General features: G+C 49.1%; 14 protein-coding genes. 12 read left to right on the top strand and 2 right to left on the bottom strand.

Features of this window, described 5'->3' with window-relative positions; translation table 11 throughout:
- Positions 1-79: 79 nt before the first annotated feature.
- Both ltrA and N836_RS56270 read right to left on the bottom strand, forming a co-directional pair.
- A complete protein-coding gene (gene ltrA / locus N836_RS56275) occupies positions 80-1,807 on the bottom strand; it encodes a group II intron reverse transcriptase/maturase (protein WP_031291219.1) in 1,728 nt (575 codons plus the stop codon).
- A gap of 577 nt (positions 1,808-2,384) precedes the next feature.
- Positions 2,385-2,864 (bottom strand): Uma2 family endonuclease, encoded by a 480-nt coding sequence (locus N836_RS56270; RefSeq protein WP_023073659.1) that lies wholly within the window; start codon positions 2,862-2,864, stop codon positions 2,385-2,387.
- A gap of 63 nt (positions 2,865-2,927) precedes the next feature.
- On the opposite strand from N836_RS56270, the gene N836_RS56265 reads away from it, so the two are divergent.
- The 12 genes from N836_RS56265 (at position 2,928) to N836_RS56220 (ending at position 15,619) form a co-directional block, all read left to right on the top strand.
- Entirely contained in the window at positions 2,928-3,821 is an 894-nt protein-coding gene (locus N836_RS56265; RefSeq protein WP_031293122.1) for an HAD family hydrolase, read from the top strand.
- A 21-nt stretch (positions 3,822-3,842) separates the two neighbouring features.
- On the top strand, positions 3,843-5,144 hold the full coding sequence (locus tag N836_RS56260) for a DNA double-strand break repair nuclease NurA (RefSeq protein ID WP_023073657.1): 1,302 nt from the start codon (positions 3,843-3,845) through the stop codon (positions 5,142-5,144).
- Between the two features lie 201 nt (positions 5,145-5,345).
- Complete coding sequence (locus N836_RS56255; protein ID WP_161634987.1) at positions 5,346-6,266, top strand: WD40 repeat domain-containing protein; 921 nt, start codon at positions 5,346-5,348, stop codon at positions 6,264-6,266.
- 103 nt (positions 6,267-6,369) lie between these two features.
- Entirely contained in the window at positions 6,370-6,609 is a 240-nt protein-coding gene (locus N836_RS56250) for a NifU family protein (RefSeq protein ID WP_023073655.1), read from the top strand.
- Positions 6,610-6,820: 211 nt separating this feature from the next.
- Positions 6,821-8,104, top strand: a complete 1,284-nt coding sequence (serS, locus tag N836_RS56245) for a serine--tRNA ligase (protein WP_023073654.1) — start codon at positions 6,821-6,823, stop codon at positions 8,102-8,104.
- Positions 8,105-8,293: 189 nt separating this feature from the next.
- Entirely contained in the window at positions 8,294-9,388 is a 1,095-nt protein-coding gene (gene rseP / locus N836_RS56240) for an RIP metalloprotease RseP (protein WP_023073653.1), read from the top strand.
- A gap of 30 nt (positions 9,389-9,418) precedes the next feature.
- Complete coding sequence (nth, locus tag N836_RS56235; protein ID WP_023073652.1) at positions 9,419-10,135, top strand: endonuclease III; 717 nt, start codon at positions 9,419-9,421, stop codon at positions 10,133-10,135.
- Positions 10,136-10,185: 50 nt separating this feature from the next.
- Positions 10,186-10,362: a hypothetical protein gene (locus N836_RS76585; RefSeq protein WP_023073651.1), complete on the top strand. Its 177-nt coding sequence runs from the start codon at positions 10,186-10,188 to the stop codon at positions 10,360-10,362.
- A 22-nt stretch (positions 10,363-10,384) separates the two neighbouring features.
- Positions 10,385-10,687 carry a 30S ribosomal protein S14 gene (gene rpsN, locus N836_RS56230; protein WP_023073650.1) on the top strand — a complete coding sequence of 101 codons (303 nt, stop codon included), beginning with the start codon at positions 10,385-10,387 and terminating at the stop codon, positions 10,685-10,687.
- A gap of 252 nt (positions 10,688-10,939) precedes the next feature.
- Entirely contained in the window at positions 10,940-12,166 is a 1,227-nt protein-coding gene (locus N836_RS73480) for a sensor histidine kinase (protein WP_023073648.1), read from the top strand.
- 93 nt (positions 12,167-12,259) lie between these two features.
- Positions 12,260-12,685, top strand: coding sequence for a response regulator (locus tag N836_RS56225; RefSeq protein WP_023073647.1), 426 nt, complete (start codon positions 12,260-12,262; stop codon positions 12,683-12,685).
- Between the two features lie 438 nt (positions 12,686-13,123).
- Positions 13,124-15,619, top strand: coding sequence for an EAL domain-containing protein (locus N836_RS56220; RefSeq protein ID WP_023073645.1), 2,496 nt, complete (start codon positions 13,124-13,126; stop codon positions 15,617-15,619).
- Positions 15,620-15,720 lie beyond the last annotated feature (101 nt).

Raw genomic sequence — 15,720 nt, 5'->3', positions numbered from 1 at the left:
TGTTGTTGGGTAGGAGAGAAGAGCCTCACAGCCCCTCTCCCCCCTCAGAACCGGACATGATAGTTTCCTCTCATCCGGCTCAAGCCTCCTGCAATCGAGAGGCAGCGGCTGCCTGTCCATGCACTTGCCTGTGACAGTGAGCATGTAAAAGTTCAAGATTCGCATTCGTATCCCGTCCTCCCAGTTTAACTGGATGAAGATGATGAGCATGGATACCTCCCCTTGGAGCGACCAACGCCTCACCACACTGGGGGCAGCGCCACTGTTGCCGCTGTGCCAGCTGATAATATTTGGAGCCTTTGGCCCAATACCGCTTGCCATGCTGCAATTGCCGCTGCAGCCAATAGTCGCGAAGGTTGGGGTTGTCCGGGGAAGCGGAGCCTTTAACTTTGATATGCCGGTGAATGGTCAACGAGTCCAATCGAAAGAGTGAAATCGTCTTCTGATGACCGGCCAAAGTTTGAATCGTCGCGGCGAATGCCCAGTGCCGATGGCCTAGGGTTTGGAAGTAGCGCTTGGCCACCCATGTTTTGGATTTATTGGGATGCCGTCTAAGACACCATCGCCAAATCGCTCTCCAAATCTGGTCATCCATCGCATTGAAGACTCGCTTGCTAACGACATGTCGGTAGTAGTGTCCCCATCCTTGTAACCGAGGATTGAGAAATCGAATCACGAATTCTGGCGGGGTGTGCAGATGGGCCTTGAGCCAAGCTCTGACCTCATGCAGTTTGGCGTTCACCTTGTCTGCTTGAGGTGTAATCAGGCACTTTCCCCGTCGCGATTGAATGTGAAATCCTAAGAAGTCGAAACCTTCATCCTTATGGATAATGCGAGTCTTCTGAGGATGCCATCGCAGTCCGCGCACCGCCAGCCAATCCTGGAGAATCGGAATCACCGCGTCAATGGCCTCTTTGCTGCGGGCCGTCACCAGAAAATCATCCGCGTAGCGAATGAAGCCATAGCGACTAACCTTGCGTTTCCCTCGTTTGCCCGAGGCAGGCACCCTATAGGGCTTGATATCATGGAACTGCTTGAGCAGGGCATCCATGCCATCGAGTGCAATGTTGGCCAAGAGTGGCGATATCACGCCACCTTGCGGCGTTCCCGCTGGGGTGGAATGAAACACGTCCGCTTCCATGTATCCTGCTTTCAACCATTGTTTTATCAGCTCTCGACCTGGGCATTGCCCAATCGCTTGCAGAATAAAGTCATGGCTGATGTTGTCGAATGCGCCTTGAATATCGGCATCTAACACCCAACTGTCGTGACCTTTGTTCAGACGAATCCACGTCTGGTCTATCGCATCTTGGCAACTGCGACCGGGGCGAAACCCGTAGCTGTTAGCCTCGAAGCGTGCTTCCCAAGACGGTTCCAATGCATTCTTAACCATCGCTTGCGCGACACGGTCTCGAATACAGGGAATGCCTAACGGGCGTTGTTTGCCGTTGGCTTTGGGGATATAGATCCGTTTGGCCGGGCGTACCTGCCCTAGGCTGTACACGTGCATCTGATGGACCAGTTTTACCCGGTGGTCCGGCGTTAAAACCGTTTGACCATCAATGCCTGCGGTGGTTCGTCCGGCGTTGAGTTCACTTACTCGTCGCACTGACCACAACAGATTTGTGTAGCTGCGCAGCATCAGTTTCATCAAGCTTCTCACCCGATTCCACTGGTGTTTCTCGGTCGCCTGATAAATTCGCTGTCTCAGGTTCCGCACACGTTTGTTAATGCTCTTCCAATCTAAGGAAGACCAGTCCGTTAACGGTGGCTTTGCTCCGATGTCGTTGCCGACTCTATCTTTCACAAAGATTAGGTTCCCTTACGTTGGTTTATCAGTTGAGACCCCCTGGAAGTCAGCACCCTTTCAGGTCAAGGTAACGTTTGAACCTCTATCTGCGGCATTACCCACAGCGTTCGCTTTCTCCAGATTCCTTTACCCGCTGGGTCTCTCGGCATTCCTTACGGTTTGCTTACTTTGATAGGTCAATCCCCTCAAAGAACCCATCGGGTTTACCGTGTTCCGCACCTATGAGAGTCAACTGTTTCGGGTTCCATCTATATTCCGGTGGGAGTGCGAATTCTTCACTATCAACTGATCGACTTTGATAGCTCACCCACTTACCTTTTGGTCAGAGTGTTTCAGCCTCTTTCACTCGGCTACTGTAACGAAACGTATGATGATTCACTGGCGTTAACCCTTAACAGTCTTCGTCTTGCATTCCCACCGGTTGGAGGCTATCAGTGGTCTTGCTTTCGTGCCTTGCATTCCATTGCGTTCATTACTTACTAACAACGTAGGCAGAGTCAGTGACTCCGTTACGTGACGATGGGGAGAAGAACATCCCCAGAGAGGACGACCTCTCACTCAATAAGTGCAACTTTCACGTCGCACCGATAATCCAATATTCGGCAATTCCCCGAGCCATGTATTCAGTGTGCTTATAGCGATAGTCTCGATCCCGGTTTGTCTGCCCTGGTGATACGACTTCTATCACCAGGAGGGGCGGTGGCATATCGTGGGTGATTGTTGCCCGTTTGGTGCCAGCAATGGCGGCTTTAGAGGCTTCAGAATGAACTAGTAAATCAGGAATACGACAGCTGACCCGCTGACCACTGACTTCGATTTCAGTATCTTTGTAAGCGATCAACTCTACTGGAAAGTACTTGAGCAGCGCTATTAGTAACCGTTTAGCAATATCGTTATTTTCGTCAGATTCTGGCGGCATTTCCACTAAAGTACCGTTAAATAGCTCGTACCGTGTGTCTAGCTCACTCGTTGCGCTCAGATACTGTTTTAGCGTTAGGGGACGGACAGAGATGGCTGAGGTCATGATCGCGATCGCAAATATTGCATGATCCATCCCTATTGTAGCCAGTAGGCATTTTTCCCAAACAGCTCCTCCGGTATTGTTGCAAGGTAGCTGATGGGAAACTCGACGATGCAACCAGATGTGGTGGCCTTTGACTTTGATGGAGTAATTTGCGACGGACTGATCGAATATTTTCAGACGGCATGGCGAGCCTACTGCCAGCTGTTCAAACCAGCAAATCTAGAACCCCCTGAGGGCCTGGCTGAGCAGTTTTATCCGTTGCGCCCTGTCATCGAAACTGGTTGGGAAATGCCCATGCTGTTACGGGCGCTGATCTCAGGCAAAACAGCCGCAGAAATTATTGTCGGCTGGCCAGACCTGGCGCTGCCGTTTTTAGCAGAAACCGGACTGACCCAAGCTGAGGTGGCCAAGGTTTTGGATGGCGAACGCGACCATTGGATTGCCACTGATTTGGAGAATTGGCTGGCGCAGCATCGGTTTTATCCCAATATGCTGGCCGTTTTGCAGGCATCTTTAGGAAAGCGTCCTACTTATATTGTCAGCACTAAAGAGGGGCGGTTTATTCAGCAGCTCCTAAAGCAAAGTGGAGTCATCATGCCCACTGAGAATATTTTAGGTAAAGAGGTGAAACGTCCGAAGTATGAGACGTTGCGGTTGCTGACAGCAAGTCATATGACTAAGGAAAATACTGACCAGGAATCTAAAGATGATTTAGCCCCCCTAAATCCCCCAAACTTGAGGGACTTTGAGCTTAGTTCACCCCAGGATTGCCATGCTAAGGGGGGGAACGCTTCAACTATTTGGTTTATTGAGGATCGGATTAAGGCGCTGCAATCCGTTAAAAAACAGTCTGACCTGGGCCATGTTGAACTATTTCTGGCTGACTGGGGCTATAACCTGGCTCCCGAACGCCAGGCTGCCCAAGAAGATAGTCGAATTCATCTGCTATCGTTAGATTCGGTAGTACAAAAGTTCGAGGCTGTTTAGCAGCTTAAGGGCGGCAAAGCCATGCTGGATTTATCAAAAATTGCACAGCAGATGCAGGGGATTAGTAATCACCTGGCCAGGGAAGCTGAAGCCGCCAAAACACGAATTGCGATCGCAACCCAGCTGCTGCAACAGGCCCATCTGCAGCAGGCCCACCTGATCCACCAGCTCCAAACCCATCGCCCACAGATCGGGTTCGCCGCCGCCGAACCCGTCGAACCTTTAGATACCCGAGTTAGCCTGAAGCCAGCTCCAGCAGCCCACACCGTTATCGCCACCGACGGCTCCCAGATTAACCCCAGTCATCACGAAATCGCCTACTGCTACTTGCTTAATATTGGTCGCGTGATTTTGCACTATGGCCAAAGCCGCTTTCCGCTGCTCGATAGCCAGCCAGAAGTAATTTATCGTCCCGAAGATCTCTATGCCTCACGACAGTGGGGTATCCGTACAGAAGAATGGATGGGGTATCGACGGACAGTGTCGGAAGCGGTTGTCTTGAGTGAATTGGCAGAGATGGTTAACACCGGGGCACGGGTAAAGGACAAGGCTCAAGGTCGACAAAGGGACGGTGGACAGTTCCCACCAAACCAGAATCAGCCCAATTACCGAACCAATCAAAACCCACGACAGCTCTCAGTTCTACAGCGCCCCGCTGTTCCTACCCTGGCCATGACCGATGGGTCGTTGATCTATTGGTTTCTTGATCAGCTACCGGCCACTGCTAGGGATCAAATCCTGGAGCCCATCCTGGCGGCATGGGATCGGCTCCGCGCTGCTCAGGTACCGATGGTGGGGTATCTCAGCGCCTCTCGCAGTAGCGAAGCCCTCAATTTTCTGCGATTACAAAGCTGTCCCTATGACCAACCCGACTGCCAAAAACACTGTGAAGGCCAAACCGACGGCGCACCCTGCCAGGTATTCTCCCCGCTGCGGGATGTCACTCTCTGGGCCACGTTGCTAGAGCCTGGCCAGCGCGGCCCCCTATTCAAGAGTTCAGCGGATATTTTGCAGCTCTACGGTGACCATCAGGTTTACTTTTGCCATGTGCATGTGGGGGCTGAAATTGCCCGCGTGGAGTTTCCTGAATGGGTGGTCAATGATAGCCAGCTGTTTGAAGCTGCCCTGAGTCTGACGCTTGCTCAGGTGCAAAAAGGGTTTGGCTATCCAGTGACATTAGCCGAGGCTCATAATCAGGCCGTGGTGCGAGGGGGCGATCGCACCCGGTTCTTTGCCCTGCTCGAACAGCAAATGATCCGGGCTGGTTTGCAAAATGTCGGCATCTCCTACAAAGAAGCTCGTAAACGTGGAAGCATTGCCTAATCTAGGGGTAAAGAAAACGCTACCGCACCAGTAACGTTTCTTGCTAGAAGCATCGGGAATTCTCTACTCAGAAAGCGTTGTTCACTGTATGTTTTAGCAGACGATTATCCTTAGATATTTACGGATATTTACGGAGAGGGTCTGCAGTGTCAGTATTAAATAACGTCTGTTCCGATGTATGTAGTTACTAGAGCTGCGGCTGTGACCTCGTCTCCTCAACCGCCAAGTCGCCACCTCTGGCACTGTACTCAAACTATCAATGCCCACGATAGCTGGATTCGTTCGATTGCAGTGGATGGACAGGGGCGATACATCGTCAGCGGTAGCGGTGACCGATCTGTCAAACTATGGCAGCTTGACAGTGGCCAACGGTATCAAACGTTGCAAGGTCACCAGGGCTGGGTCAGGGCCTTAGCCATCAGCCCCGATGATTCATTGATTGCCAGTGGCGGTAATGACAATATGATTTGTTTATGGCAGCTGGAACAGGGTAAACAGGTCGCTATGCTACAAGGCCATACTGACAGTGTGCGAGCAGTTGTCTTTAGCCCCGATGGACGCTGGCTATATACCGGTAGTCAGGACAAAACTGTGCGGTGTTGGGATGTGGCGACAGGGCGTTTGTACAAAACGCTGCTGACCCATCAGCACTGGATCCGTACTCTGGCAATCAGTCCTGATGGACGTACATTAGTGACTAGTACGCAGGATCGAGAAATCAATATCTGTGATACTGCTACGGGTAAGCTTGACTATCGTTTGCAACGCCATACGGACGACATTGTATCTTTGGCCATTAGCCCTGACGGTGAACTGTTGGTCAGCGGCGGCACTGATAAAAAGGTGATTTTCTGGAGACTGCGAGATGGTCGGTTTCTAGGGGAACTTGATGCCCATGGCGGCGGTGTGAACAGTGTGAGTTTTAGTGCTGATGGCAAACTGTTGGCGACAGCGAGTCGCGATCGCACCATTCGTATTTGGAATATGACCACCCGCAAACTACTTGATATTCTCAACGGTCACGAGAGCGGTGTGTGGTCCGCCACCTTTGCCCCAGATAATCGCACCTTGATCAGCGGCGACTGGGCTGGGCAGATCCGCTGTTGGCGATTGGGGCGTTAATCCCTATTCTCCATAGCCTGCATTGAAGAACTTAAAGCCAAGCTTTTCGACTCAAAAGCTACTATTGAAATAGTTGTTTAATCTTCTGGTAGCTACCAAAACTATGGAAACCCTAGCGCTAACTAACACCAACGTCGAAAAAGTTCTTGATGACCTCCGTCCTTATCTGATGGCGGATGGCGGTAACGTTGAGCTGGTGGAAATCGATGGCCCCGTGGTTAAATTACGCCTCCAAGGTGCCTGTGGTTCTTGCCCTAGCTCTGCAATGACCCTGCGTATGGGTATCGAGCGTCGTCTGCGGGAGTTTATCCCTGAAATCGCTGAAATCGAACAGGTTGCTTAGGTTCGGCTCGGTTTTTTAGGCCCTGGCAAGGAGCGAGTTTTGAGTGCCGGATTTTGAGTGGAAAACAGCAGTCCCAGGCTGACAAACTCAACATTCAAAACTTCTCCCTGCCTTTAACTAAGCGTATTCCTTCAAAATTCCAAACTCAAAACTCAAAACTTCCATCACTTCCCTGTTATCCTTGTCTACTGGGAAAACTCGGTGAACCACAGTGCTTGATCTAAAGCTGATTCGACAAAGTCCGGACAAGGTAGCAGCCGCCCTGGCTAAACGAGGTGACTATGGGCAACCTCTATCTGAGCTGCAAACACTGGATAGTCAGCAGCGGGAATTAGAAGGCGTGCGATCGCAGCTCCAGGCCCGCAGCAACGAAATTGGTAAAGCCGTCGGTATGAAGATCAAAGGCGGTGCCGATCCAAAAGGTGATGACGTTAAAGCCCTGCGCGACGAAGGCAACCAAGTCAAAAAAGAACTTGCTGAGCTTGAACCTAAGGAAAAGGACCTGAAGGCCGAAATCCAAGCTATCTTACTCACCCTGCCCAACCTGCCCAGCGACACTACACCAGAGGGTAAGGACGAAGCGGACAATGTAGAAGTGCGCCGCTGGGGTGATGATTTAATTCCTCAGGGCGATGGGTTTTTAGCCCACTATGAGCTAGGCGAAAAGCTGGGCATCATGAACTTTGAGCGTTCGGTCAAAATTGCCCAGAGCCGGTTTGTTACGCTTATCGGTGCTGGTGCAGCCCTAGAACGAGCCCTTATCCAGTTTATGCTCGACCGCCATACCAAGTCGGGCTACACCGAAATTTTGCCACCCATTTTGGTCAATTCTGCTTCCCTCACTGGCTCAGGCCAGCTACCTAAGTTTGCGGAAGATAGCTTCAAGTGTGCCGATGATGACCTGTGGCTTACCCCCACCGCAGAAGTACCACTGACCAATCTACACCGGAGTGAAATCCTCACTGAAGACCAGCTGCCCATTAACTACTGTGCCTATACCCCTTGTTTCCGTCGCGAAGCAGGCAGCTATGGTCGGGATACCCGAGGACTAATTCGTCTGCACCAGTTTAATAAGGTGGAAATGTTCAAGTTTGTCCACCCAGATACCTCATTCGACGAACTTGAGGCCCTGACTAAAGACGCCGAAGATGTCCTGCAGCTGCTGCAGCTGCCTTACCGGGTACTGGCTCTATGTACTGGCGATATCGGCTTTTCGGCTACTAAAACCTATGACCTGGAGGTATGGTTGCCTTCAGCCAATCGATATCGCGAAATCTCCAGCTGTTCTAACTGTGTTGACTTCCAGGCTCGCCGTGCCGATATTCGATTTAAAATCCCTGGGCAAAAAGGAACGCAGTTTGTCCATACCCTGAATGGTTCAGGGCTAGCCATTGGCCGCACCATGGCCGCTATCCTTGAAAACTATCAGCAGCCCAACGGCAGCGTAAAAGTCCCGGAGGTGCTGCAACCCTACATAGGACGGGAGTTTCTTTAAGGCATCAGCCCACACCTATGGAAAGGGAACGGTAGAATGGAGTAGTATCAAGTATTTTCCTCTTATTACTGCGCTTGTCAGTTGTCTTTAGAGTGTCTGCTAAAGCTTTCGTAGCTTTTGCGGTTGCCTCAGCAGCTCACGATAATTGATTTGCCAAGCGCTGTTTGCTGCCCTATTCTCTTTTCGTCTATGTCCGTTCTGGCTGTTATTTCTGTCATCGCTCTGCTGATTTTTGTCCATGAGCTGGGCCATTTCCTGGCTGCTCGATTACAGGGCATCCACGTTAATCGGTTTTCCATCGGCTTTGGTCCGATTCTCTGGAAATTTCAGGGAACTCGAACAGAATACGCTCTACGGGCATTGCCTCTGGGTGGCTTTGTCGGCTTTCCCATGGATGAGGACTCTGACACGAGTTTTGCCCCGGATGATCCTGATTTACTCCAAAATCGGCCAGTCATGGATCGGGCAATTGTCATGAGCGCTGGGGTGATTGCTAATCTACTGTTTGCTTACCTCGTTTTTGTCATCCAGTTTACAAGTGTGGGTGTTCCTCAGGATTTTGTTCCTCAACCCGGTGTCCTGATTCCTCAGGTCATGTCTAATACATCTCCAGCTGCCCAGGCTGGCATTAAGGCCGGTGATATTATTCTGGCTGTTGATAATCAGATGCTGAACCAGGGTGAAGAGAACGTCCAGACCTTAATCGACGTGATTCAAAGCAGCCCTAATCAGCCGGTTGATTTGCTACTTCAACGCGGGAAGCAAGAATTGAATCTGACCGTGACACCTGATGTTTCCCCAGAGGGTAAACCGGTCATCGGTGTTCAGCTTTATCCTAATGGTCGATTCAGCTACAAGCGTTCTACCGACCCTGTTGAGGTTTTAAAGTTTGCTGCTGATGAATTTCAGCGGGTTTTTGTCCGTACTGCTCAGGGATTTTTGGCGCTAGCCACTAACTTCTCTGAAATGTCTAGCCAGGTATCTAGTCCGGTTGGCATTGTGGATCAGGGGCGCACCATGGCAGATAGCAACATTATCAGTCTGTTTCCGTTCACTGCTCTAATTAGCGTTAACCTCGCCATTATCAACATCTTGCCTTTACCGGCGCTAGATGGTGGGCAACTGGCCTTTTTGCTCGTAGAGGCTCTAACTGGCAAGCCATTGCCCAGACGGTTGCAAGAAAGTGTGATGCAAACTGGCTTGCTGCTGTTTTTAGGTCTGGGGGGAATGCTTATTGCCCGTGACATTACCCGCCTGGAAATTTTCCAGAACGTTTTTCAGTAGGTTCCCTTATATTCACTGCCATTACCACCTGTGACCGCTGCCCAGACCAAGCGCCCCCGCCTGACCAAAAAACGACGAGCTTTGCTCATTTTGGAGAAGCTAAAGGAGCTTTATCCCGAAGCTCCCTGCTCTCTAGACTATGAAAACCCGCTGCAGTTGCTAGTCGCCACCATGTTGTCCGCCCAATGTACTGATGCGCGGGTCAATATTGTTACACCGGCTCTGTTTGAGCGCTTTCCCACGGTTACGGACTACGCTGAAGCAGAGGTCAGCGAGATTGAGTCGTACATCAAATCGACTGGGTTTTATCGTAATAAGGCTAAGAATATTCGTGCTGCCTGCGAGCGGATTGTGACGGCTTTTGGTGGCGAAGTGCCGCAATCGATGGAGGAGCTGACGAGCCTACCAGGTGTGGCTCGTAAAACTGCCAATGTGGTGCTGGCCCATGGGTTTGGGATCAATGCTGGGGTTACTGTGGACACCCATGTAAAACGCATTACTAATCGCTTGGGGCTGACTAAACACGATGCGCCAGTCAAAATTGAGCAAGACTTAATGAAGCTGCTTCCCCAACCTGATTGGGAAAACTGGTCTATCCGGTTGGTGTACCACGGTCGTGCTGTCTGTGATGCTCGCAATCCAGCCTGCGATCGCTGCCAATTATTTGAGTGGTGTGCGTCTGGGAAAAAGCTGGTGAAGGATAAAGGCAGTGCCAAACTTGTCAAAGCGTCTAAAAAGCAGCCATAGATAACCGCTTGCATCCACCTGTAGTACCTATAAAGCCCTTGAATTGCATCATGATTGTCGGATTATTGGGCTTTAGCGGACTGATTGGGGTAGCTGTACTGGTCTATTGGTTGACTAAATTTAGTATTGAAGATGATTTCAACGACCGAGAACGCTACCTGAGCGATGACACTTTGCCAAAAGGAAAGATATCCTCTAATATGAGAGACTGTGATCAACATCGGTAACCCCTAGGAAAGTATCAGCCCAATGGCTAAGAAAGGCATGATTGCGCGCCAGCGTAAGCGCGAAAAGGTAGTTGCAAAGTATGCAGCTAAACGTCAAGAGCTTATGGATGCATTTAAGTCCGCTAGCTCCCAGGCAGAAAAGTTGGAAATTCACCGCAAAATTCAACAGCTGCCCCGCGATAGTTCACCAACTCGCTTGCACAATCGCTGCTGGCTAACCGGGCGTCCCCATGGTTACTATCGTGATTTTGGTCTTTGCCGTAATTCTCTCAGAGATATGGCTCACCAGGGTTTACTACCAGGTGTAGTTAAGTCTAGCTGGTAGAGTCCAAGTCTTTTATTGCTCCGAATCACGGGTGAAACTTGTGTTTGTCAGCATTGAGTTTTTTGATTAATTTAGATCGGGGGTGTCTGTTAGGCTCCTCCGATTTTATTATTTAGGTATAGCGGCCTGAGTTCTATACCCCCCTCCACCCATAACCTGCCCCCAAGTTATCCAATTTATGAGTGTCCATACGTTTCCCCCTGGCGATGGCCCGATTTCCCATTTTTGATATCTTCCATCCTCTGGTAACCATTGGAAAATAATCGGCGATCTAATCCTCTGATTGACAAAGCTTTTCAGGCTTTACTAGGGCAGCATCGAGCTACTTATCTGCTGATTGATCGGCAAAATCATCTTCTTCATATCTGTGGTGATGCTCTCGATTTAATTGCTGCGTCACCAGCAACCTCTGGCTGTCAAGATATCCTTGAGCGACTGCCTGCGTCGTTACAGCTACCTGTTAGTGAAGCCCTACAGCAAGCGCAAGTAAGTGGCACTGCTCAGCGTCGCTGCTCGATTGAAATCCTCGACGGTGAGGTTTATGGGGTGACGATAGATGTCTGTTTGCAGCCAGCTAGTCAAATTACAGAAGAGTTCTTAACGCTGTTAATTACTCAACAAGATTGCGATCGCGCCTTACCAGTTCACTCCCCAACCCATGCTGATTTAACTCCACTGACTGCCCTAGAAATAACAAAACTTCTGGAAGTCAACCAACGGCTGCGAGCAGAAATACTAGAGCGACAACAGACTGAGCAAAAATTAGTCCGTAAAGCAGAAGCCCTGGCTCGCTCTAATGCCGATCTAGAAGAATTTGCCTATGTTGTTTCTCATGATTTACAAGAGCCATTACGGGCGATGACGGCCTTTTCGCAACTATTAGGACAACGTTATCACGATCGCCTGGACGAGACCGCCAAACGCTACATCAAGCATATTGTTGATGGTGGCACCCGGATGAAAGCCATGATTGATGGCATTTTAGAACTCTCTCGCATCAATAATATACGGTTAAACAACAGCCCCACTAGTTTAGACCAAGCCCTTGAAACCGTTCTAGAAAACCTGAAGCTTATTCGTCTCGAAAACCAAGCCACCATTACCCACGATCCCTTACCGACACTCTATGTGGATCAAAATTACATTGTTCAGCTGTTGCAAAACTTGATTAGCAATGCTATTAAATTTCGCGGTCCAGAATCTCCCCGCATCCACATTACGGCTGAACAGCAAACCAATCGTTGGCTTTTTAGCGTCCATGACAACGGTATTGGCATTCCTCAAGATCAACAAAAACGGATTTTTAAGCTCTTTCAACGCCTGCATAATCAGCAAGAGCAAAAGGGGTATGGCATTGGCTTAGCGATCTGTAAAAAAATTGTGGAACACTACCAAGGGAGTATTTGGTTGCAATCTGCCCCGGAACAAGGTTCTATCGTTTATTTCACCCTGGTCGTGCGCAGCCACACTGAAACTTAAGCTTTGCTTATGAGGTAGTCTGGCTGCCCATCGTCTCAGCTAAAATTAGCGTCTTACGGTGCACAATCAGTGTTAGCATTGCTGACCACTAAGATGGACGTAACTATTCTCCTAGTAGATGATTCACCCACTGATGCAGCTATATTATCTGCTGCTTTTGATGATGTCGGCTGGCAATGGCCAATTCAAATTGCTCAAACTGGCGACGAAGCTCTGGCCTTACTGCAGCAGCTAGATGAGAGTGCCAACGCTCATCCTCAGCTGATTTTGCTAGATCTCAATTTGCCAGGCAAAACCGGACACGAAGTCCTAGGAGAAATTAAGCAAAACGCTGTTTGGCAAACAATTCCTACTATTGTTCTATCAAGCTCTGCTACCCGCACTGATATTGATAAGAGCTATCAACTTCATGCGAATGCGTATATCACCAAGCCTACCCACTTTAGTGAGTACCAGGTTATTGCCCAAAAAATCCATGATTTCTGGTTACAGACCGCCCAATTGCCAACAAACGTCTAGCTAAAGTGTCCAGTAGCGCTCATCACCAGGCTGTTATCACATAGCCGATTGTCTGCCCGCCTACTCCGTATCAATTGTGAGCACTCTATCGATAAATGAGGGCCAAGAATCGGTATTTTCTCGATATGCAAGTTATATCGAGTTTTCTTACTATAGCGAAGACCGTGACCAGGAGGGCAGAAGACGGAAGACAGAAGAAAATACTTGAAGTAGGAAAGTAGGGCGGAAAGTAAGTAAGTAGGAAAGTTTCGGGACTCTGAATTGTTCTAACCAGTCCGTCACCTGCTGTAGAGATTCTCATTAATTCTCTTTTTATTTTATAACCAATAAATATGGCTGTATGACCGCATAACTAACGCATCAGATTGGTTAGGACTATGGGTAAATACGGATGCTGCTGATTACATTTACGTTGCTTAACTATACTTGCACGGTCATATGGCGACAGGCATAGATGCATTATTAATTGAAGATAATTTATCGGATGCGCAACTGTTTCAAGAATTGTTATCCTCATCTGAGTTGATCGAAACAACTTTACATCATGCTGAGCGATTTAATGAAGCGATTAACGCCATTGAAGCCAATCACAACAGCTTTGATGTAGTATTGTTGGATCTGTGTCTCCCCGATGGTCAAGGGGTAGAGCTGGTGAAACAAATTAAGACGCTGGTGCCAAAAGTACCTGTTGTTGTGCTCACTGGTATTCAAGATCAAAATGTTGCCATAGCAGCTCTCCAAGAAGGTGCTCAGGACTATTTGGTTAAGTCGGACACATTTTCACCGGAGCGATTACAGCGTTTGGGGTACGTTGATGTTGGTAATTTACTGGCCAAGACGATTCAATATGCGATTGAGCGTACGGAGCTGACTAAAAAGCTAGAAATTAGTGAAGAGCGCTATGCCCTGGCGGTCCAGGGAGCTAACGATGGTATCTGGGATTGGGATCTTAAGGCCAATACAATTTGCTATTCACACCGCTGGCAAGCAATGCTGGGGTTAGACCAGAGTGATATTAGTAGTAGTCCTGAGGAGTGGTTTTCTCGTATCCACGAGGAGCATCGTTCTGCGTTTGAGCGTAAGCTAAAGGAGCATCTTGAATTTCATTGTTCGCACTTTAAGTGTGAGTATCGCATCCGTCATGATGATGGGCGCTATCGTTGGATGTTAACACGAGGAATGGCGCTATGGGACGAGCAGGGCAATCCCTATCGTATGGCTGGTTCTCAAACGGATATTACTGATCGTAAACAGCTAGAACAATCTCTTTATCAGGAAAAAGAGTTGGCCCAAATTACCCTTCATTCCATTGGGGATGCGGTAATTACTACGGATTCCTCTGGTAATATCAAAGACTTTAATCCGGTGGCTGAGAAACTAACAGGATGGCAGGCTCGGGAGGCAAGGCGACGCCCGATTGCAGAGGTTTGTAAAATTGTTGATAGCAAGACGGGGCAGCCACTGCAAAACCCAGCACTGCAGGCTATCAAGGAAAAAAGGGCCATTAGTCTCAGTAATCACCCTACGCTGATTTCTAAGACGGGCCAGGAATTTGCTATTGGTGACTCGGCTGCACCTATTCGCTCTGCCAATGGCGAGGTAGTGGGTACTGTTCTTGTTTTCCACGATGTTACCGAAGAGCGGGGGCGGGCTCAACAGTTGGCCTGGCAAGCATCCCATGATGCGCTGACGGAGTTGTTTAATCGCAAAAAGTTTATTCATGCCCTGGAGAACGCTATTGACGAACTCGGTAGCTCGGAATCCCAGCATATGCTGTGCTACATGGATTTGGATCATTTCAAGGCTGTGAACGATACGTGCGGCCATGCTGCGGGGGATCAGCTGCTACGTCAGGTGGCTGATTTATGGCGAGGACAAATTCGTCAAACGGATGTTTTGGCTCGCTTAGGTGGTGATGAATTTGGTCTACTGCTGTATCACTGTAAACTGACCCGCGCCACCCAAATCGCGGAGGCGTTTTGTAAGAGCATTCAAGGGTTTCGCTTTCTCTATGATGGCAAGGTTTTTAGTATCGGTGTCAGCATTGGGATTGTCCCAATTACGTCTAATCACTCTAACAGTGAGCAAGTGATGCAGTTGGCGGATGCGGCTTGTTATGCGGCTAAAAATAAGGGGCGTAATCGTGTGCAGGTTTATCATCCCGATGACGATGGCATTCATCGCCAAACGAAGGATGTTCAGTGGTTTTCACAGGTCACGGCAGCCTTAGATGAAGATCAATTTCAGCTGTACTACCAAACGATAGAATCAGCGCTCCCTGATTCCACAGATGTCCATCTGTGTGAAATTTTGCTACGCCTGCCCAATGCTCAAACCGGTGATCTGGCACCGCCGATGGCATTTCTACCAACGGCTGAGCGCTACAATCTGATGCCTCGTATTGATCGATGGGTGGTGAAAAGCTTTTTTACTTACTTGGTGGGCCGCACACCGACTCCGAAAACTATTTACAGTGTCAATCTATCAGGGTCTAGCATCAATGATGAGAGCTTTATCGGTTTTTTAGAAGAGCAGCTAAAACAGTATCCGATCAATCCTGAAATACTCTGTTTTGAAATTACAGAAACCCTTGCGATCGCTAACCTACAAAAAGCCGCTGACCTCATTTTGCAACTCAAAAAAATGGGTTGCCACTTTGCTCTCGATGACTTTGGTAGCGGTATGTCATCGTTTAGCTACCTGAAGCATCTGCCAGTGGACTATCTCAAAATTGACGGTAATTTTGTCAAAGAGGCCCCTACAGATGAGGTCGTTTGCGCCATGTTGCAATCGATCAATAACATTGGCCACATCATGGGTTTGAAAACAATTGCTGAATATGTTGAAAATGAAGCCGTTCTAGAAAAAGTGCAGGCTCTGGGGATAGACTATGCCCAGGGCTATGCCATCAGCTACCCTCAGCCGCTGATCTAGGGTCTTCTCTGCGGGGTGTATGCCATAACCACGGGGAGGTTAGGGCTTAAAGAGAGCAATACGCCACATTTCTTTAGCATTGTTATCGCTAACTTAGAGAA

The organism is Leptolyngbya sp. Heron Island J (assembly GCF_000482245.1).
Lineage (GTDB): Bacteria > Cyanobacteriota > Cyanobacteriia > Phormidesmidales > Phormidesmidaceae > Leptothoe.
This window is presented reverse-complemented; position numbering and strand designations above follow the sequence as displayed.